Source organism: Aeromonas sp. 61P, from assembly GCF_051919545.1.
Taxonomy (GTDB): domain Bacteria; phylum Pseudomonadota; class Gammaproteobacteria; order Enterobacterales; family Aeromonadaceae; genus Aeromonas; species Aeromonas veronii.
In genome coordinates this window covers 1,168,621-1,187,812 of the sequence record NZ_JBQBEL010000001.1, presented here as the reverse complement: position 1 = coordinate 1,187,812, position 19,192 = coordinate 1,168,621, and the positions used below count along the sequence as shown (strand labels likewise).

The following is a 19,192-nucleotide window of genomic DNA, read 5'->3' as shown; positions in this document are numbered from 1 at the left end:
TCCGACTGGCAGGCGCGGTATTGTGACTAAGGAAGGTGCACTCTGGCAAGGTATTCGTGCGATTGCATTTCCTGAAGCCGCGAAAGACAGCGTTTGAATTCGAAATTCAGCAGCCCTTCGCCGTAGAGTTCTGTCATGGGAACCGCCGCCGACATGATGAGTTTGACGTGCCGTTCGTAGAACTCATCGACCATGGCAATGAAGCGGCGAGCCGCGTCATCCGTGCCTGTGCCCATTGGTTGCACATTGGCCAGCAGAACAGTATGGAACAGCCTGGCCAGCTCGATATAGTCGTTCTGGGAGCGGGGAGTACAGCAAAGTTGCTCAAATTCCATGTAGAGCACCCCTTCCCCCATCCCGAGCGACGCCAGCTGACGATGATTGACCTCGAACGTCCCCTCGCAAGCCGTGTGCCCACCGGTTAATTGCTGAAAATAGTGGTCAAGATTGGCTTTTGCCTGCAAGTCCAGCGGGCAGTGATAAATCTCGGCTTGTTCCAGCGTACGCAGGCGATAGTCGATACCGCCATCCACGTTAAGTACCTCGCAATGACGCTCGATAAGCTCGATAGCTGGCAGAAAACGGGCTCGCTGCAGCCCGTTGCGATAAAGATCCTGCGGCGGAATATTTGAAGTGGCGACCAGCACAACACCGTGACCAAACAGCTCCTGAAACAGCGTGCCCAACAACATGGCATCGGTGATGTCGGAGACAAAAAATTCGTCGAAACAGATGATGTCTGTTTCACTGGCAAGCTTGCTGGCCACCAGCTTGAGGGGATCGGACTGCCCGCTCAGCTCCTGCAGTTCATCGTGAATGCGGTGCATGAAACGGTGGAAATGGCTGCGCATCTTGCGCGTCCCAGGCAGGCTGTCGAAAAAAGTATCCATCAGCCAGGTCTTGCCTCGGCCCACTCCGCCCCACATATAGATACCGAGGACGGGCTCCGGCGGCTTGGGCTTTTGCAGCCAACCCAGCAGCCCTCGAGATCTGGTCGGAGTCGGGCGCCGTAGCAAATCCTGATACAGTCGCTCCAGCCTGCTAATGGCCATCCCCTGCGCGGGGTCGGCCACAAAGCCGGGGCGCAGCAGATCCTGCTGGTATTTTTGCTGCGGTGTCATCCTTGAGCGCCTCTCCAAGTCCCTGAATCGAGGACAAAATGGTATCACGGCCTCAGGACGCACGGTATAGTGCCATCAAGGCATGGCGGTTATGACGACCGCATAAACCCACTCTGTTTTAGCTGTAACAAGGAGCATCTATGAGTCTGTTAACTGGGATCCTGCTGGCTGTCGCGGCCTTGATTATCGGTATCGTTCTCGGCCGTTTTTCGGTGCGTAGCCGCGATGCTGGCCGTCTGGAACAGGAACTGAAGAAGGCCCACAAGGAGCTCGAGAGTTATCAGGGCCAGATCAACACCCACTTCGCCGACAGCGCTGCCCTGATGGAGCAACTGGCCGAGCAGTATCAGACCCTCTATCGCCACATGGCCGAGCAGAGCAAATTCCTGGCCAAGGCGCAGGAACCGCTGTTCCGCGAGTCATTGGTAGAAGAAGCCCCTGCCAATGTGGCAGAAGAACCGGGCGTTCCGCCTCGCGACTATGCTGGCGCCTCTTCCGGACTGCTCAAGCAACCAAACTAGTTCCTCGCGGAACTAATTGGCCAGTCCCGTGGTCTGACCTTGACGATTGCAATGCAACTTTTTCTGGGAGCTGTTTTTCATATGCGTAAACCTCTTTCCATGCTCAGTGTGCTAGCCCTCAGTGTCGGTATCGCCATGTCTGCGGCCCCTGCTCAGGCTGCACTGCCTTCCCTGTTAGGTTCAAATCAGGAGATGCCAAGCCTGGCGCCTGTTCTCGAACAGGTCACCCCGGCGGTGGTCAATATCTCGGTTTCTGGCAAAAAAATTACCCGTCAGCGTCTGCCGGAACAGTTCAAGTTCTTCTTCGGCCCCAACATGCCCGATGAACAGGTGAGCGAGCAGCCGTTCCAGGCGCTCGGCTCCGGTGTCATAGTCGATGCCAAGAAGGGTTACGTGATCACCAACGCCCATGTGGTTCACGAGGCGGACGAGATCAAGGTCAACCTGAAGGATGGTCGTGAGTACGCGGCCAAGAAGATCGGTGAAGACAAGCAGTCCGACATCGCCCTGCTGCAAATCAAGGCCGAGGATCTGGTGCAGATCAAGTTTGCCGACTCCGACGAGCTGCGGGTGGGTGACTATGCGCTGGCCATCGGCAACCCGTTTGGTCTGGGTCAGACCGTCACCTCCGGTATTGTCAGTGCGCTGGGTCGCAGCGGCCTCAACATCGAGAATCTGGAGAACTTCATCCAGACCGATGCGGCCATCAACTCCGGTAACTCCGGCGGCGCTCTGCTCAACCTGCGTGGCGAGCTGATCGGTATCAACACCGCGATTCTGGGCCCGAACGGCGGCAACATTGGCATCGGCTTTGCCATCCCCTCCAACATGGTGCGGGATCTGACCGAGCAGATCGTCAAGTACGGTGAAGTGCGTCGTGGCCAGCTGGGGATTACCGGCACCGAGCTCACCTCCGACATCGCTAAAACCTTCGGCTACAACAAGAAGGATGGTGCCTTCGTCAATCAGGTCATGCCTGATTCGGCGGCCGACAAGGCGGGCATCAAGGCTGGCGATATCATCGTCAGCATCGATGGCAAACCGGTTCGCTCCTTTGGCGAGCTGCGTGCCAAGATCGCTACCATGGGCGCTGGCAAGCAGGTCGAGCTGGGACTGATCCGCGATGGCAAGTCACAAACGGCCAAGGTGACCCTGAAGCAGGCTGATGACAGCGAAGTACGCGCCAGCGCGCTGCATCCGGCACTGGAAGGGGCCAAGCTGAGCACCACTACCGACCCGGTCTCCGGCGTCGCGGTGGCCGATATTGATCCGCGCTCTCCGGCAGCCGCTTCCGGCCTGCAGAAGGGTGATATCATCATCGGGGTCAACCGCCTGCGCATCAACACCCTGGGCGAGCTGACCAAGGCGCTCAAGAACAAGCCTGACGTGCTGGCGCTCAACATCCAGCGCGGCGACTCCTCGCTCTATCTGGTGATCCGCTAACGCTCAAGTTGTTCGCTACTCTCTCTATCACCCGCGGCCTTCACCGCGGGTGATTTTTATCCATCGATAGTGTTATTCTCTGCGCGCAGCCTGTACGGATGAGAATGACATGAAAATCCCCCCTTTAGTCAGTTACTTGGGCAAGTCTGTCGGTTTTGGATTGACCGTCGCAGCGCTGCTGTTGCTGCTGTTTCCCCATTTTCGCGGTGGTGCCCAACTGCCCGGCATCATCACCAATGCCCGTGAACTGAGTTTCTCCTATGCCGCCCATCGGGCAGGCCCTGCCGTCGTCAACATCTACACCCGCAGCTTTGCCCCCAATCAGGGCAATCAGGGGGAACTGCGCCCGCAAGGGCTGGGTTCTGGCGTCATCATGAATCAGCGCGGCTATGTACTGACCAACTACCACGTCATCGCCGATGCCGACCAGATCATCGTCGCGTTGCAGGATGGCCGGGTCTTCAGTGCCGAGCTGGTCGGTACCGATCAGCTCACCGACCTCGCCGTGCTCTATATCGAGTCAGACAACCTGCCGGTGATCCCGCAGGATCCCGAGCGACTGCCAGAAGTGGGGGATGTGGTGCTCGCCATCGGCAACCCCTACAACGTCGGCCAGACCATCACCCAGGGCATCATCAGTGCCACCGGCCGTACCGGCCTCTCCAGCATGGGGCCCGACAGCAATGGCCGTCAGGATCTGCTGCAGACCGATGCCGCCATCAACGAGGGCAACTCGGGCGGAGCACTGGTCAACGGCCGTGGCGATCTGGTGGGGATCAACACCGCCACCTATCACCTCAACGGCAATCAGGAGAGCTACGGCATCAGCTTCGCCATCCCCTACCGGCTGGCAAAACGGATCATGGATGAGCTGATCGCCAACGGCCGGGTGATCCGCGGCTACCTCGGGATCTCCAGCGTCGAGATCAACCCCATAGTCGCGCGGATGATGAACCTCGGCGACCTGCGTGGTCTGGTGGTGGAGAGCCTGGATCCCAACGGCCCGGCGGCCAAAGGCGGCCTGCAGCGAGGGGATGTGCTACTCAAGATCAACGGAGAGGCCATCAGTGGCGTACGCAGCGCCATGGACAAGATTGTCGAGAGCCGCCCCGGCACCAAGCTGACCATCTCGGTATTCCGCTCCGGCAAGCCGCTGGAAGTGGTGGTCACCATAGAGGAAGACCTGCGCTATCAGCAGAGAACCGCCAGCTCGAGCGCCGCATCGGCCAGCTAGCGTCACTCCTTTTAATGAGAAGGGCGGGAAACCGCCCTTTTCCATATCTGCCCTCTCGGCAACGTCTCTTACCGTGAGATGACTCACAGTTTCCCGCAACGCTTGCCCTGCCCCCGCCCCCCGATTTGTGCGCTACCGATCACACAAAACCAGCTTCAATAAGCACTCCTTTTACCTTTTCAGTATCCAAACGATCACTTCGGGGCCATTTCCTCAGGAATTTCCGCTTCGAATCGGAAAAACACTGCCTCCTCCACATCGACGCGCAGGCTTAGGGTAACGACATACCTTCTGCCAGCCTTGGAGAGCAGACATTGCAAACAGAGACTCACGACCAGACCCTGACCCCGAACAGCCCGGAGTTGCTGCGCCAGACCGATCATATCCTCGCGCGCATTTATCCCCTGCTGGCCGAACAGGGCATCATCCCCAACGAGGTGCAACGGCAAATGCTGGCCTCCCATGTCAAAGCCATGGTGTGGCGCTCCCACAGCGGCGAGCCCCTGCCGGAGGTTGACCTCAGCCTGTTTGAAGAGATCTCCCCCTCTCACTGCGTCTCGCCGAACAGGTCGTCAGCTGGCTGGATCAGCTTGCTTATGAGGAGGCACACCTCTTGTCCGTCCATTTTGAAGTCGCCAAAGAAAACGAACTCAGCTCGGTGCAGAACCCGTAACTCAAGGAGAAATCGATATGACAGCCATCAAACTCGTGATTGGAGACCGTCTCGGCAAGGGTCAGAAAGTGGGCGCAGGCGCGGAAGCTGTCGGGGCCAACGTGACCATCATCCCCGGCATGGCCGCTGACATGAAGCTCGGCGACGTGATGAACAAGGAGCAGGCGGATCTCGGCATCTCCTTCTGCGGCAGCGGCGGTGCCGGGGCGATCACCGCCCAGACCAAATACGGCTACAAGTGCCGCTACGGCATGCGCTCTGTTGAAGAGGGCGTCACCGCCATCAACGAAGGGTGCGTGGTGCTGGGCTTCGGTTTCATGGACAAGGAAGAGCTGGGCCAGAAGCTGGTCGAAGCCTTCGCCAAGAAGCACGGACGCGCCTGATGAAAGAGAACTTCACCACCCAGGTCATCGTCAACGGCAAGGGGACGACGCGCCAGCAGGCGTTTGCCTCCGCCCTCAGCCAGGTGCAACCCACACTGCTCAAGGACAACCAGCAGGTACTGCTGCGCATTGAGCCGGTCGATGTACAGGTGCTCAAAGCCGAGGAGTCGGTCCGGGTGGAGAAGTTCCTGTTCTTCTTCCTGCCGCGCCAGCGCCGCGAATACCGCGTCCAGCTGGAGATCAAGGTTCAGGTCACCAGTCTCGACGTCGCCAAGGTGACGTTCACCCAGGTGTGATGCCTGTGCAGGCACAACCCCACAAGAAGGATACGTTGGATGTTTCTAATCATTTTTATCAAGTCACTCATCATTGGCGGCCTGGTTGGCGTCGGGGTGGGGGCCGGCGCGGCGCGGATGTTCCACGCCCCGACCGTACAGGGCATGGGTGCCTTCCGCACCCTGGGCGAACTTAACTCCTGCGAAGGGGATCCCGCTTCCCACTTCTCGTTTGGCCTCGGCTTCTTCTTCAACGCCTGGGCCTCGACCGTGGCGGCAGGCGCCTTCACCCAGGATGTGGATCACCGCATCATCCCGCACTGGGCCACGGCGGCACTGCTGTTCAAAAATCGGGATCTCGCCACCACTCTGCACGACCCGAAAAAGATGGCCATCGCCGGCGGCATCATAGGTGCCATCGTGGTTGCCTTCCTCAACAGCACGGCCGCAGCCGTCCCGGCCGCCCTGCAGGTCACTGCGGTCAAGGTGCTGGTACCGGCTGCCAACCTGCTGGTCAATACCGTCATGCCGGTGATCTTCTGGCTGGCCGCCATCGAAGCGGGAAAGAAATCCGGTTTCTGGGCCACCATCTTCGGCGGTCTGGCCCAACTCATCATGGGCAACGCGGTACCGGGTCTGGTACTCGGCATCCTGATCGGCAAGGGCGTGGAAGAGAGCGGCTGGAACCACGTCACCAAGGTGATGATGACGGCCATCGTCCTGCTGTTCGTGCTGAGCGGCTTCTTCCGCGGCTTCGATATGAAACTGATTGAATCCTTCCATATGGGTGTCCCCCTGTGGCTGGAAAACGCCCATAACCTGCTGAGCGGCAAATAAGGGGTCACACCATGGATGAGAAACTGAAAAACAACTTCTGGTATGCCGACTGGTCATTCCCCATCTTCGTTGGCCTGCTCTCGGCCGGGGTCTTTGCCGGAACCCACATGTTCTATCTGTACGGGGTCGGTGCCTTCAACGAGGTAGCCTTCGTCGCCATGCTGAAAGCGGGAATGGATACGGGTGCCTACGGCGCGGTAGCCGCGTTCGGTGCCAGCTTCCTGTTCGCCCGCATCATAGAGGGATCCCTGGTGGGGATCCTGGATATCGGCGGCGCCATCCAGACCGGGGTTGGCCTCGGTGTGCCAGCACTTCTGCTGGGGGCCGGCATCGTCTATCCGGTGGAGAACTTCGGCGCCTCGCTGGCAACCGGCATGGGGATTGGTCTGGCCATCGGCTACGTCATCATTCTGGCGCGCAAGTTCACCATCAACCAGAGCAACTCCACCTACGGTGCTGACGTGATGATGGGCGCAGGCAACAGCTCTGGCCGCTTCCTCGGCCCCCTCATCATCCTCTCCGCCATGGGCGCCTCGATCCCCATCGGTATCGGTTCCCTGCTGGGTGCCCTGCTGTTCTACGTGTGGGGCAAGCCCATCACCGGAGGTGCCATCCTGGGAGCCATGCTGCTGGGTACCTTCTTCCCGGTCGCCCTTGTGTAAGTAACAGCCGCCCTGCGGGGCGGCTCGCCAGAGGTTCTCAGCATGTACGACATCATCATCAAAGCGGGGCGCCAGGGAGATGGCCAGCTCGTCGATATCGCCATCAGGGAGGGCAAAATCGCCGCCATCGGCTCCCTGCCGGGGACGGCAACGGCGCGGCAGATCCTGGATCTCGGCGGCCGGGTGCATGTGAGCGCAGGCTGGATCGACGGCCACACCCACTGCTACCCCGCCTCCCCCATCTATCACGATGAGCCGGACAAGGTAGGCGTAGAGTCCGGCGTCACCACCGTCATCGACGCCGGCAGCACCGGAGCCGACAATGTGGATGACTTCCAGCAGATCGCTGCGGGCTGCAAGACCCGGGTGCATGCCCTGCTCAACATCTCCCGCATCGGTCTGCTACGCCAGAACGAACTGGCTGATAGCCGGGATCTGGATATGGATCTCGCCTCGGCAGCCATTCGCCGCCACCCCGACTTTATTGTCGGCATCAAGGCGCGGATGAGCGGTAGCGTGGTAGGCGAGAACGGCCTGCAACCGCTGCGCATGGCCAAGGCGTTGCAACAGGCCCACGGCCAGCTGCCGCTGATGGTACACGTGGGCAACACGCCGCCGGATCTGGACGAGATCGTGACCCTGCTGGGGGATGGCGACCTGCTGACCCACTGCTTCAACGGCAAACCGAACCGCATCCTGACTCCGGCTGGCGAGCTGCGGGTCGCGGTGCGCGAGGCGATGAAACGGGGCCTGTTGCTCGACATCGGCCACGGCGGCGCCAGCTTCAGCTTCGAGGTGGCGGAGCTGGCTATCCGACAGGGGATCCTGCCCCGCACCATCAGCTCCGACATCTACTGCAAGAACCGCATCAAGGGGCCGGTCTACAGTCTGGCTCACGTGATGTCGAAGTTTCTCGCCATCGGCATGACGCTGGAGCAGGTGCTCGCCTGTGTCACCCATCAAGCGGCCGATGCCCTGCGCCTGTCCGGCAAGGGGCGGCTCGAGGTAGACTCCGATGCCGATCTGACCCTGTTCGAGGTCGCCAGCGGCCCGACCCTGTTTATGGATACCGAAGCCCAGTCCCGCAGCGGTGACCAACAACTGCAGCCTCTCGCCGCCCTGGTCGGTGGCGAACTGGTTCTGACTCACTATGGGAAATCACACCATGCCTTCTGTTTATGAGAAATATCAGCTCAAACCGGTGATCAACGCCTCCGGGCGCATGACCATACTCGGCGTCTCCACCCCCGAGCAGGAGGTGGTCGATGCGGTCAATTTTGGCCTGGGCCACTACTTCGAGGTCAAGGATCTGGTCAACAAGACCGGCGCCTATCTGGCTGGTTTACTGGATGTGGAAGATGCGGTGGTGGTCTCCTGTGCCAGCGCCGGCATCGCCCAGTCAGTCGCCGCCATGATAGTACGCGGCGATCCCTACCGCCTCGAGCACCTGCTCGCCCATCCCCATGACGTGCCGAGTGAAATCGTGCTGCCCAAGGGGCATAACGTCAACTTCGGCGCCCCGGTCGGTACCATGGTCAATCTGGGTGGCGGCAAAGTAGTGGAAGCCGGGTACGCCAACGAGTGCTCCCCTTCCCAGCTGGCCGCTGCCATCAATGCCAACACAGCAGCCATCCTCTACATCAAATCCCACCACTGCGTGCAGAAGAGCATTCTGTCGGTGGCAGAGGCCGCCGAGGTCGCCAAGAACCACGGGCTCCCGCTCATCGTCGATGCGGCTGCCGAAGAGGATTTGCGCCTCTACTACAACCAAGGGGCGGATCTGGTCATCTACAGCGGAGCCAAAGCCATCGAAGGGCCCACCAGCGGGCTGGTAGTTGGCAAGCGCCAGTATGTGGAGTGGGTCAAACAACAGGCCAACGGCATCGGTCGCGCCATGAAGGTGGGCAAGGAGGGGATCCTCGGCCTGACCCACGCTATCGAGCGCTATCTGGCCAAAGAGAAAGAGAGCGGCGCCGCCATGGTCGCCAAAATGAGCCCCTTCATAGAGCGCCTCAACCTGCTGCCCGGCGTCACCGCCAAGGTGGTGTGGGACAGCGCAGGACGCGACATTGCCCGCACCGATATCGCCTTCGACCACCAGCAGATCGGCATGACCACAGTGCAGGTCGTCACCCGTCTGCAACAGGGCACACCTGCCATCTACTGTCGTGGCTACAAGGCCAACGAGGGGCATATCGAGATAGACGTGCGCAGCGTCACCGTGCCCCAGCTCGACCAGATCCATGCCGCCATTGCCCACCTCGTTCAGGAGAACAACTGATGTCTTTGACTCCCAATTACTACCGCGATCGGGTCTGCCTCAACGTGCTGGCCGGTTCCAAAGAGAATGCCGTCGAGGTATACGACGCAGCCGAAGGCCACGTGCTGGTCGGTGTGCTCTCCAAAAACTACCCGGATATTCCCTCCGCAGTTGCCGATATGAAGGAGTACGCCAAGCTTATCGACAACGCCCTCTCCATCGGGCTGGGCGCCGGCGATCCACGCCAATCCGCCATGGTGGCCGAGCTGGCCTGCCAGCTGCAGCCCCAGCACGTCAATCAGGTGTTCACCGGTGTTGGCGCCAGCAGGGCGCTGCTCGGTCAGTCAGAGACACTGGTCAACGGCCTGATCTCCCCTACCGGCATGCCGGGCATGGTGAAGATCTCCACCGGTCCACTCAGCGCCGGACAGCCGGATGGCATCGTCCCCATCGATACCGCCATTGCCTTGCTCAAGGACATGGGCGGCAGCTCGGTCAAATTCTTCCCCATGGGGGGGCTGGCCTGTCGCGACGAGTATCAGGCAGTGGCCGAGGCCTGTGCCCGCAAACTTCTGGCTGGAGCCCACCGGCGGCATCGATCTGGACAACTTTGAAGAGATTGTGCGGATTGCGCTGGACGCCGGGGTCGAGAAGGTGATCCCTCACGTCTACAGCTCCATCATCGACAGCGCGAGCGGGCACACTCGCCCCGAGGATGTTCGCACTCTGCTGACCATAGTGAAACGACTGTTGGCCTGATGGCAGTCACGGGCGTCGGTTCAATCACTGACCGGTGCCTGGCTTGTTGATGACCCACTTGTTAACATCGGCCCTTTATCTCGCAACAGGAGTCTTGCATACCCCCTATGATCAAGCTGCCACACCCCAGGCTCCATCAACTGCTGATCCAGCTCCATGCCGAACCACTGCCACAGGAGGAGCTGGCTCGTCGCCTCAATGTCTCCACCCGCACGGTGCGCACCGATGTGGCGACCCTCAACGAACTGATTGCCACGCACGGCGCTCACCTGATCCACCAGCGTGGCAGTGGCTACCAGCTCAAGATCTACAATCAGGGACTGTTCGAGGCTCTGCTGGCGGCCCAGGGTCAGGATAGCGGCCTGCCACGCACCAGCCGGGAGCGGGTGCTGCACCTGCAGATCCTGCTATTGACGGCAGAGCAGGGGATCAAGCTCGATGAGCTGGCTGATACCTGGTATCTGAGCCGGGCGGCACTGCAGGGGGATATGGCGGAAGTCCGTGAGCAACTCAGCCACTTCAGGCTCAGCGTCGAGAGCAAACCCCGCCTGGGGATGCGCATTCAGGGGGAGGAGACGGCGATCCGTGCCTGTTTGACCCAACTGCTCTATCAGGAGTTGCTGCACAACAACCAGTTGCAAACCCTGTTGCCCAACCTTTGCCCCAGCAAGACGATGGAGGTAGTGGGCAATCACATCCATGCCCAGCTTGCCCGACATCAGCTGCGTCTCGCTGACGAGAGCTTGCAGCAGCTCACCATCTACTGCGCCGTTGCCCTGCTGCGTCAGGCATCCGGTCACGAGTTGCGCCACTTCGCCAGCGAGGATCTGACTCTGCCGCTGCTTGCAGTATCTCGCGATATTTATGCGGTATTGCCAACCTTGATGCCCCCCGTAGAGGACGAGATCGCCGGTCTCGCTATCCAGATCCAGGCGCGCCTGATGGCCGATACTCCCCAGCTCAGCCCGGCAATGGCCGCCGAGAGCGAGCAGTTGGTGGAGCATCTGCTGACCTACATTCATCAACACTACCCTTACGACCTGCGAGGCGACCAACAGCTGCGAGCCGACCTGCAAACCCATATCAGCGCCATGCTGCTACGGGTTAAATACCAGATTGGCAACCACAACCCGCTGGCCGATCACATCAAGCAGTACTACCCCCTCGCCTACGACATCACGTTGGCAGCCATCTCGGAGTGGATCAAGCAGACCCCCTACCGACTGACCCACCACGAGATCGGCTATCTGGTGATCCATATCGGGGTCGGTCTGGAGCGCCATTACGATATCGGCTATACCCGCCGCCCGCAGGCGCTATTGCTTTGCGATGCGGGCAACGCCACCTTCCGGGTGCTGGAAGCACGTATCAAGCGGGAGTATCCCCAGTTGCAGCTGACCACGCTTGAATCGGTGCGGGATTACGAAGGACTGGCGCAGATCGCGCAGGACTTTGTCATCAGTACCGTCAAGGTGAACGAAAAAAACGCCCCCGTGGTACTCGTTGCCCCCTTCCCGACCCAATACCAACTGGAGCAGCTTGGCAAGCTGGTGCTGATCGACCGCACCCGCCCCTACATGCTCGACAAATATTTCGATGCCGACCACTTCATGGTGGTCAAAGAACCCCTTACCCAGGCCGAACTGTTTGCCCGTATCTGTGATCAGCTGGAGGCGGAAGACCTGGTGGAGAGCGGCTTCAGAGCCTCACTGCAGGAGCGGGAGCGGATCGTCTCCACCATGTTGGGAGAAGGGATCGCCCTGCCCCACTCCCTCGGTCTGCTGGCGCGCCGCACTCTGGTTTACACCGTGCTGGCACCGCAGGGGATCGACTGGGGCAACGGGGAAATCGCGACGCTCATCTTCGTGCTGGCGATCAGCAAGGCCGATTACGAGGAGGCGATGGGTCTCTACGACCTGTTTCTGGCACTGATGAACGAAAAAGCCAGCAGGAATCTGCTGGCTTGTCGCGATTTTGCCAGCTTCAAAGCGCTGGCGCGCACCGGTTCATAACATAAAACGAGGAGTGACTACTCCTCGTTAAAGCCGGAGGTGAACAGCTCCACCACGGCGGCCAGGGCCTCGACCTCTTCGGGGCCCTCAACCTGTACTTCCACCTGCCGCCCTTGCGCGGAATCCAGCATCAGCAGGCCGATGATGCTGTCAGCATCAGCCTCCACACCATCTTCATTGCGCAGCAGCACGTGGGCATCGAAACCCTGCACCAGCTCGAACAGCATCATGGCTGGTCTGGCATGAATACCCAGCTTGTTTTTCACTTCAACCGAGGCGGAAACAGTCATCGGGTCGTCCTATTGGTCCGTCAGGATTGGGGAGCACTCTTGTCGAGAGTGCGGTGGCGGATCTGCACGTTCTTGCCGAGCAAACGAAATGCACTGGCCAGCCGTTCTGCAATAAAGACCGAGCGGTGCTGACCGCCGGTGCAACCGATGCCGACCGTGAGGTAGCTGCGATTGTTGCGCTCCAGATGGGGCAACCAGGTCGCCAGCATATTTTCGATCTGCTGGGTAAACAGCATCACGTCAGCCTGCGCCGAGAGGTAGTTGGCGACCGGCTCATCCTTGCCGGTGAACGGCTTGAGCTCGGGGATCCAGTGCGGGTTAGGCAGGAAGCGGGCATCGAACACGAAGTCGGCATCCTTGGGAATGCCGTACTTGAAGCCGAACGACTCGAACACCAGCACCAGCTCGTTCTCTTTCTTCCCAAGCACCCTGGTCTTGATGAGCTCGCTCAGGTCGTGAATGCTGAGGGTAGTGGTGTCGATGCGCAGGTCAGCGGTCGAGGAGATGGGCGCCAGCAGGTGGGTCTCCTCCCGAATCGCCTCATCCAGCGACAGCTTGTTGCGTGAGAGGGGGTGCAAACGGCGGCTCTCGCCATAGCGCTTGAGCAGGGTGCCGTTGTCGGCATCGAAGAAGAAGCTGGAGAACTCTACCCGCCCCTCATTGCGCACCTGTGCCAGCAGATTTTCCAGTTTCTCCGGATCGCTCGGCAGGTTGCGCACATCGATGCTGACCGCCAGCTTGTCATACTGGCTCTCCACCGAGACAATCAGCTGGGGCAGCAGATTGACCGGCAGGTTGTCCACACAGTAGTAACCCAGATCTTCCAGCACTCGCAGGGCTACCGTTTTACCGGAGCCCGAACGTCCACTTACCACGATTAACTGCATCTTGTTCCCTCACGCCAAAACGGGTGTCTCATCCTTGGCCTGCTGTCAGGCCGAGGTCATGATCTGATAGAGCTCTTCGTCGCTGGTTGCCTGACGCAACTGGCGGCAAACCGCCTTGTCACCCAGCTTGGAAGCCATCAGAGAAAGGGTCTTGAGATGCTGCTTGCACTCGCTTTCCGGCACCAGCAAGGCAAACAGCAGGTCAACCGGTTGATTGTCGATGGAGTCGAAAGGAATAGGGTCGGCAAAGGTCATCAGGATCGCGGTTGGCGGGAACTCATCGTCAATGCGACCGTGGGGGATCGCAATACCGGCACCGATCCCGGTACTACCCATTTTTTCGCGGGCCAGCAAGCATTCAAACAGCGCCTGACGGGAGGTGCCAAGGCGTTCGGCGGCCAGCTCGCTGATGATCTCGAGGGCGCGTTTCTTGCTGGTACAAGGGACTGCACTCTTGGTGCAGTCCCGACTCAGTATGTGTTCAAGTTGCATGGTTATTTTTTATTTAACTTATCTTTGTGCTTGATGATCTGCCTGTCCAGCTTGTCGAGCAAGGTGTCTATCGCAGCATACATATCGGCATGTTCAGAGTTGGCAAACACTTCGCCACCGCTGACATGCAATTTGGCTTCCGCTATCTGGTTCAGTTTTTCCACGCTAAGCACCACATGAACATTGTTGATGTGGTCGAAGTGACGCTCGAGTTTGGCAAATTTGTTATTCACATAATCACGCAGAGCTTCGGTGATCTCGACATGGTGTCCGGTCAGGTTAATTTGCATAACATCATCCTTTTGTTTGCCTAAACCAGGCGTTTGCGCTGATTGGAAGGTGGGATAAACAAGGATTCGCGATACTTAGCGATCGTGCGTCTCGCCACCATAATACCCTGTTCGGCCAGCAAATCCGCGATCTTGCTATCACTTAACGGCTTGGCAGGATTCTCTGCCGTGACCAGCTTCTTGATGAGCGCGCGAATTGCGGTCGATGAGCACTCTCCTCCTCCTTCGGTGTTCACATGGCTGGAGAAAAAAAACTTCAATTCGAAGATACCACGGGGGGTATGCATGTACTTCTGGGTCGTCACCCGGGAGATGGTCGACTCATGCATCTCTACCGCTTCGGCGATGTCATTGAGCACCATCGGCTTCATCGCCTCTTCACCATACTCGAAAAAGCCCTGTTGCTGCTCGACAATGCAACTGGCCACTTTCAGCAGGGTGTCATTGCGACTTTCCAGGCTCTTGATGAACCACTTGGCTTCCTGCAAATGGGAGCGGATAAACTGGGTGTCGGTGCTGCTGCGGGCGTTGCGGGCCATGGCGGCATAGGTCTCGTTGACCCGGATGCGGGGGGCGGAGTCGGGATTGAGCTCGACCACCCACTTGCTGCCCTTCTTGACCACGGAGACGTCGGGAATCACGTACTGGGAGTCGCTCTGGATGATGCCATTGCCGGGACGCGGCTCCAGCAGCTGGATCAAATCCAGCACCTCCTTGAGGTCGCTCTCCTTGAGTTTTGTCTTGCGGGCGAGGGTGCGGTAATCCCGGTTGCCGAGCAGCTCCATGTGCTCGAGGATCACCTCTTTGGCCTCGTTGAGCCAGGGGGTCTGCGGGTCATACTGATCCAGCTGGATGAGCAAACACTCCTGCACAGAACGGGCAGCAATGCCGACCGGATCGAAGTGCTGAACCCGCTTGAGTACCGCCTCGACCTCATCGAGCTCCACCTCTACGTCATCGCTGGTAACGGCAGCCTGGATATCCTCCAGCGCAACGGTCAGATAACCGGATTCGTCGATGGCATCGATGATGGCGAGCGCGATGGCGGCATCCACATCGCTGAACGGTGTGAGCCGCATCTGCCACAGCAGATAATCCTGCAGGTTTTCGGTGGTCTCTCCCTGATAGACGCTATCTTCCCCATCGTGGATGGGGCCCGCGCTCTGGGCGGTGCCGGCAGAGTAAACCTCGTCCCAGGTGGTATCCACCGGTAACTCGTCCGGCATCTGCTCCTGAGCCATGGCATCGCTGGAATCCAGCTGGCTGGCATCGACCGGCGCTTCCGGACTGGTCTCTTGCGCCTCGCTCTCTTCCTGCTCCAGCAGAGGGTTGTTTTCGAGCGCTTGCTGAATTTCCTGCTGAAGTTCCAGAGTGGAGAGCTGGAGCAGACGAATCGCTTGTTGTAATTGCGGCGTCATGGTCAGGGACTGACCGAGACGCAACTGTAATGTCGGCTTCATCTACGTCGGGATATCCTTATGTTCAGCGAGGCACTCGTCAAAGGAAATGAAGGCATGCCCCCTTACTATAGACTGAATTGATCGCCCAAATAGACGCGCTTGACCTGCTCATCGGCAAGGATGTCAGCCGGTGCACCTTCGGCAATCATCTTGCCGTGGCTGACGATATAGGCCTTCTCACATACGTCCAGAGTCTCTCTGACGTTGTGGTCGGTAATCAAGACGCCAAGACCTCTATCTTTCAGATGCTGAATGATCTTCTTGATGTCTATCACAGAAATCGGGTCAACCCCTGCAAAGGGTTCATCCAGCAGAATAAAACGCGGCTCGGCCGCCAGCGCACGGGCGATCTCGACCCGACGGCGCTCACCGCCGGAGAGGCTCTGACCCAGGTTGTCGCGAATGTGGGTGATATTGAACTCTTCCAGCAGTTGCTGAACCTTGTCCTCACGCTCCTCACGGCTCAACCCCTTGCGGGTCTGCATCACTCCCATCAGGTTGTCGAACACCGACAGGCGACGGAAGATGGAGGCCTCCTGCGGCAGGTAACCGATGCCGTTGCGCGCCCGCACATGCATGGGCTGCAGGCTGATGTCCTGATCGTCGATGGTGATGAGACCGGCATCGCGCTGCACCAGCCCCACGATCATGTAGAAGGAGGTGGTCTTGCCCGCCCCGTTGGGACCGAGCAGGCCGACAATCTGGCCAGCGCCCACTTCAAGGCTGACGTCACTCACCACCATGCGGCGCTTGTAGCTCTTCTGCAGGCCCACTGCTTTTAACACTGCCATGGCTTATTTTCCCTGCTTCTTCTGGTCGGCGGGCTTGTCGAAATTCTCTACCTGATCCGGCAGGAACACGGTTTTGACCCGCTGGCTCGGGCTCTTGCTCTCGGCGATCATCTTCTGTTTGACGATGTCGTAGCGGATCAGATCGCCATTGACCTGGCTATCTTCCTGCTTGAGCTGACCGTTGCCGGTGATGGTCACCAGCCGGTTCTTCAGCTCGTAGCGGATAGTGTTGCCGTGGGCATTGACCGGCTTGCCGTTATCCAGGATCTGGAAGAAGGTGGCGGGCTTGCCGTAGGCAGTCATCACCTCGGCCCCTTTCTCGCCGGAACGGGTCACAACCACCTTGTCAGCCTTGATCCGGATGGTGCCCTGATTGATGGTCACATCCTCTTCGAAGGTGATGCGGTTGTCCTGCATCTCGGCCACCTGTTTGACGGCATCGACGTAGACCTTCTCGGCAAAGTCGGACTCTTTGGCGGTCACCGCACCACACAACAACAGGGTTGCGAGGGCCAGATTAGCGTTTTTCATTGAAATAGATGGCATGGCCTTGATCCAGTAACTCAAAATATTTGCGGTCCAGATGGCCCTTGAGGCCAACCCCTTGGGTCTGGAAATCCCGACCCAGAATGTTCACTTCCCGGTTGCTGCGCACATCCTGTGTCACCAGATCCAGCTCCAGATAAGGGGTATCCAGTGTGGAGATAAAGGAGGTGGGCAGCAGACCATCCAGATGCACCTTGTCCCGCAGGATGACGTTGTCGCCGGTGTTGAGCACGCCGGTTTCGGCGGTCACCTTCCACTCGGCGGCACCCTGATCGTCATACATGTAGACCACCGGCTTGTCGAAGGTGGCCTGCTCGAGGATTTGATAATACTCGGCGTAGGTCGACTCCAACCGCTCGGTGCGCTTGCCATTGATATCAAAACGGGTGGTCACCAGATCTTTGGCGACAAAATCCGGCTGATAGTTTTCGATTTTGGCGGCGCTCTCAGGCACCAGCTCAACCTTGCCCAACTGCCAGGCAACCAGCGCGACCAGAAACAGCAGGGCAAACAACAGGGTCTGTCTGCTCATACCGAAGCCTCGGGCTGGTCATCGGCCCCCCCCTGCGCTTGCAGGATCAGGTCGCACACCTCGCGCACCGCGCCCATGCCACCGCCAAGCCGGGTCACCATATCGGCACGACTCAGCACCAGCGGATGGGCATCGGCCACCGCGATACCCAGGCCGCAAGCGTCCATCACCGGCAGATCGATGGTGTCATCGCCCATATAGGCGGCCTGTTCAGCAGTCAGCCCAAGCTTGGCCAGCAGCGCTTCGAAGTGAGGCAGCTTTTTATCAGCCCCCTGCACCACATGAGACACCCCCAGGCTTTTCATCCGATCGCTGACGATACGGGAGTTGCGCCCGGTGATGATGGCGATCTCGATCCCGGCATTGAGCAGTGCTCGCATGCCCGCACCATCGCGGGTGCAGAAGGTTTTCAGCTCTTCGCCGTTGTTTCCCATGTAGATGAGGCCGTTGGAGAGCACCCCGTCCACATCGCACACCAGCAGGCGGATTTGCGCCGCCTTGTCGAACTGGCTGCGCGTCACCGGACCATAGAGGGTCGGTACGTTTTGCATCAAATTACTCCGGCTTTCAGCAGGTCGTGCATGTTGAAGGCGCCGAGCGGGCGTTTCTCTTCATCCACGACCAGTAATCCGTTGATTTTTCTCGTTTCCATCAGCTTGACGGCTTCTGCAGCCATCATCTCTGGACCTACGGTAACACAGTTGGCCGTCATCACGCGGCTGATGGGGGTGTGATGGATATCGATCTGCTGGTCAAGAATGCGGCGCAGGTCGCCATCGGTAAAGAGCCCGGCCAGCAGGCCATTGCCATCGACCACTGCCGTCATACCGAGCCCCTTGCGGCTCACTTCCAGCAGCGCTTGACTGATGGTGGCATCTATCCCTACCCGGGGCAACAGATCGCCACTGTGCATCAGGTCGCCGACCCGCAGCAACAGACGCTTGCCAAGGGAACCGCCCGGGTGAGAGAGGGCGAAGTCATCGGCGGTAAAACCGCGCGCTTCCAGCAGGGCGACCGCCAGGGCATCGCCCATCACCAGGGTTGCCGTGGTGCTGGAAGTGGGTGCCAGACCCAGAGGGCAGGCTTCTTTCTCCACCTTGATGCACAGGTGCACGTTGGCCTCTTTGGCCATGGTGGAGGCAGGATTGCCGGTCATGCAGATGAGCGGAATGCCGCGGCGCTTGAGTACCGGCAGCAGGGCCAGGATTTCGTCACTCTCGCCGGAGTTGGAGATGGCGATGATAAGGTCGCCGCTGGAGATCATCCCCAGATCGCCGTGACTCGCTTCTCCCGGGTGAAGGAAGAAGGCCGGGGTGCCGGTGCTGGCGAGGGTGGCGGCGATCTTGCTGCCGATATGGCCCGATTTGCCCATGCCGGTGACCACTATCTTGCCACCGCAGCGCAGCACCATTTCGCACGCCTTGTCGAAGGCGTCGTTCAGATACTGATAGAGTCCATCAATGGCTTGCTTTTCTGTGTCCAGCACCGCGCGGGCACTGCGACGAAAATCGAACAGTTCAGACACTTTCTCAGGCTTTACAGACATAAAGACACAGCTCCGGGCCGAAATTAGCTGCGGGATTATAAAAAAGTCTGCCCGGATAAGCGAATCGGATGGCAAGTCCCGCTCTCAATGACGCACTTTGTTACAGAAAACTGTCGTGCAAATGGGCTTGCAGCCTGTTCAATAGTTGTTCCTTGCTGTTGCTTAGACCTAGACTACC

At 59.2% G+C, this 19,192-nt stretch carries 22 protein-coding genes and 2 pseudogenes; 12 read left to right on the top strand and 12 right to left on the bottom strand.

All coding sequences use genetic code 11. The features are described from left to right. Positions 1 to 26: 26 nt before the first annotated feature. Positions 27 to 1,121: a cell division protein ZapE gene (zapE, locus tag ACTG2O_RS05805; protein WP_019444836.1), complete on the bottom strand. Its 1,095-nt coding sequence runs from the start codon at positions 1,119 to 1,121 to the stop codon at positions 27 to 29. A 140-nt stretch (positions 1,122 to 1,261) separates the two neighbouring features. On the opposite strand from zapE, the gene ACTG2O_RS05800 reads away from it, so the two are divergent. The 3 genes from ACTG2O_RS05800 to degS all read left to right on the top strand — a co-directional run bounded on the left by ACTG2O_RS05800 (position 1,262) and on the right by degS (position 4,319). Beyond that, the gene (locus ACTG2O_RS05800) at positions 1,262 to 1,642 is read left to right on the top strand and encodes a YhcB family protein (RefSeq protein WP_005356646.1); all 381 of its coding nucleotides are present in this window, start codon (positions 1,262 to 1,264) and stop codon (positions 1,640 to 1,642) included. Between the two features lie 81 nt (positions 1,643 to 1,723). After that, the gene (locus tag ACTG2O_RS05795) at positions 1,724 to 3,085 is read left to right on the top strand and encodes a Do family serine endopeptidase (protein WP_005336295.1); all 1,362 of its coding nucleotides are present in this window, start codon (positions 1,724 to 1,726) and stop codon (positions 3,083 to 3,085) included. A 109-nt stretch (positions 3,086 to 3,194) separates the two neighbouring features. After that, positions 3,195 to 4,319, top strand: coding sequence for an outer membrane-stress sensor serine endopeptidase DegS (degS, locus tag ACTG2O_RS05790; protein ID WP_005336297.1), 1,125 nt, complete (start codon positions 3,195 to 3,197; stop codon positions 4,317 to 4,319). Between the two features lie 194 nt (positions 4,320 to 4,513). Here degS and ACTG2O_RS05785 read toward each other — a convergent pair whose 3' ends face one another. After that, positions 4,514 to 4,783: a hypothetical protein gene (locus ACTG2O_RS05785; protein WP_439976684.1), complete on the bottom strand. Its 270-nt coding sequence runs from the start codon at positions 4,781 to 4,783 to the stop codon at positions 4,514 to 4,516. On the opposite strand from ACTG2O_RS05785, the pseudogene ACTG2O_RS05780 reads away from it, so the two are divergent. The 9 genes and pseudogenes from ACTG2O_RS05780 (at position 4,682) to ACTG2O_RS05740 (ending at position 12,180) form a co-directional block, all read left to right on the top strand. Then, a pseudogene (locus tag ACTG2O_RS05780) lies at positions 4,682 to 4,992 on the top strand (transcriptional regulator). The gene ACTG2O_RS05785 and the pseudogene ACTG2O_RS05780 overlap by 102 nt on opposite strands. 17 nt (positions 4,993 to 5,009) lie before the next feature. Beyond that, positions 5,010 to 5,375 carry a glycine-rich SFCGS family protein gene (locus ACTG2O_RS05775; protein WP_439975461.1) on the top strand — a complete coding sequence of 122 codons (366 nt, stop codon included), beginning with the start codon at positions 5,010 to 5,012 and terminating at the stop codon, positions 5,373 to 5,375. Further along, on the top strand, positions 5,375 to 5,671 hold the full coding sequence (locus ACTG2O_RS05770) for a DUF4312 family protein (RefSeq protein ID WP_019444839.1): 297 nt from the start codon (positions 5,375 to 5,377) through the stop codon (positions 5,669 to 5,671). The genes ACTG2O_RS05775 and ACTG2O_RS05770 overlap by 1 nt, the downstream gene beginning before the upstream one ends. A 39-nt stretch (positions 5,672 to 5,710) precedes the next feature. Beyond that, on the top strand, positions 5,711 to 6,487 hold the full coding sequence (locus ACTG2O_RS05765) for a DUF4311 domain-containing protein (RefSeq protein ID WP_019444840.1): 777 nt from the start codon (positions 5,711 to 5,713) through the stop codon (positions 6,485 to 6,487). Between the two features lie 11 nt (positions 6,488 to 6,498). Further along, positions 6,499 to 7,149: a DUF4310 family protein gene (locus ACTG2O_RS05760; RefSeq protein WP_005355144.1), complete on the top strand. Its 651-nt coding sequence runs from the start codon at positions 6,499 to 6,501 to the stop codon at positions 7,147 to 7,149. 42 nt (positions 7,150 to 7,191) lie between these two features. Then, entirely contained in the window at positions 7,192 to 8,331 is a 1,140-nt protein-coding gene (locus ACTG2O_RS05755) for an amidohydrolase/deacetylase family metallohydrolase (RefSeq protein ID WP_439975460.1), read from the top strand. Next, positions 8,315 to 9,430, top strand: a complete 1,116-nt coding sequence (locus tag ACTG2O_RS05750) for a DgaE family pyridoxal phosphate-dependent ammonia lyase (protein ID WP_019444842.1) — start codon at positions 8,315 to 8,317, stop codon at positions 9,428 to 9,430. The genes ACTG2O_RS05755 and ACTG2O_RS05750 overlap by 17 nt, the downstream gene beginning before the upstream one ends. Beyond that, positions 9,430 to 10,168 (top strand): annotated as a pseudogene (gene dagF / locus ACTG2O_RS05745) (2-dehydro-3-deoxy-phosphogluconate aldolase). Before ACTG2O_RS05750 ends, dagF begins: the two are co-directional and overlap by 1 nt. Positions 10,169 to 10,275: 107 nt before the next feature. Continuing rightward, positions 10,276 to 12,180: a BglG family transcription antiterminator gene (locus ACTG2O_RS05740; protein ID WP_019444844.1), complete on the top strand. Its 1,905-nt coding sequence runs from the start codon at positions 10,276 to 10,278 to the stop codon at positions 12,178 to 12,180. A 17-nt stretch (positions 12,181 to 12,197) separates the two neighbouring features. Here the strand turns inward: ACTG2O_RS05740 and npr are convergent, their stop codons facing one another. From npr to ACTG2O_RS05690, 10 genes are all read right to left on the bottom strand, one after another. After that, positions 12,198 to 12,470: a PTS phosphocarrier protein NPr gene (gene npr, locus ACTG2O_RS05735; RefSeq protein ID WP_005336318.1), complete on the bottom strand. Its 273-nt coding sequence runs from the start codon at positions 12,468 to 12,470 to the stop codon at positions 12,198 to 12,200. Between the two features lie 20 nt (positions 12,471 to 12,490). After that, positions 12,491 to 13,357, bottom strand: a complete 867-nt coding sequence (gene rapZ, locus ACTG2O_RS05730; protein WP_005336320.1) for an RNase adapter RapZ — start codon at positions 13,355 to 13,357, stop codon at positions 12,491 to 12,493. 45 nt (positions 13,358 to 13,402) lie between these two features. Next, positions 13,403 to 13,849, bottom strand: coding sequence for a PTS IIA-like nitrogen regulatory protein PtsN (ptsN, locus tag ACTG2O_RS05725; protein WP_005336322.1), 447 nt, complete (start codon positions 13,847 to 13,849; stop codon positions 13,403 to 13,405). Positions 13,850 to 13,851: 2 nt separating this feature from the next. Beyond that, positions 13,852 to 14,139, bottom strand: coding sequence for a ribosome hibernation promoting factor (gene hpf, locus ACTG2O_RS05720; RefSeq protein ID WP_005336323.1), 288 nt, complete (start codon positions 14,137 to 14,139; stop codon positions 13,852 to 13,854). A gap of 20 nt (positions 14,140 to 14,159) precedes the next feature. Continuing rightward, positions 14,160 to 15,599, bottom strand: a complete 1,440-nt coding sequence (locus tag ACTG2O_RS05715; RefSeq protein ID WP_005336331.1) for an RNA polymerase factor sigma-54 — start codon at positions 15,597 to 15,599, stop codon at positions 14,160 to 14,162. Between the two features lie 65 nt (positions 15,600 to 15,664). Continuing rightward, positions 15,665 to 16,390, bottom strand: coding sequence for an LPS export ABC transporter ATP-binding protein (gene lptB, locus ACTG2O_RS05710; protein ID WP_058057521.1), 726 nt, complete (start codon positions 16,388 to 16,390; stop codon positions 15,665 to 15,667). Between the two features lie 3 nt (positions 16,391 to 16,393). Then, a complete protein-coding gene (gene lptA, locus ACTG2O_RS05705) occupies positions 16,394 to 16,921 on the bottom strand; it encodes a lipopolysaccharide transport periplasmic protein LptA (protein WP_026034862.1) in 528 nt (175 codons plus the stop codon). Further along, positions 16,908 to 17,468 carry an LPS export ABC transporter periplasmic protein LptC gene (gene lptC, locus ACTG2O_RS05700; RefSeq protein ID WP_019444847.1) on the bottom strand — a complete coding sequence of 187 codons (561 nt, stop codon included), beginning with the start codon at positions 17,466 to 17,468 and terminating at the stop codon, positions 16,908 to 16,910. Before lptC ends, lptA begins: the two co-directional genes overlap by 14 nt. After that, complete coding sequence (gene kdsC, locus ACTG2O_RS05695; protein ID WP_019444848.1) at positions 17,465 to 18,019, bottom strand: 3-deoxy-manno-octulosonate-8-phosphatase KdsC; 555 nt, start codon at positions 18,017 to 18,019, stop codon at positions 17,465 to 17,467. The genes lptC and kdsC overlap by 4 nt, the downstream gene beginning before the upstream one ends. Further along, on the bottom strand, positions 18,019 to 19,014 hold the full coding sequence (locus tag ACTG2O_RS05690; RefSeq protein WP_005336342.1) for a KpsF/GutQ family sugar-phosphate isomerase: 996 nt from the start codon (positions 19,012 to 19,014) through the stop codon (positions 18,019 to 18,021). Before ACTG2O_RS05690 ends, kdsC begins: the two co-directional genes overlap by 1 nt. Between the last annotated feature and the right edge of the window lie 178 nt (positions 19,015 to 19,192).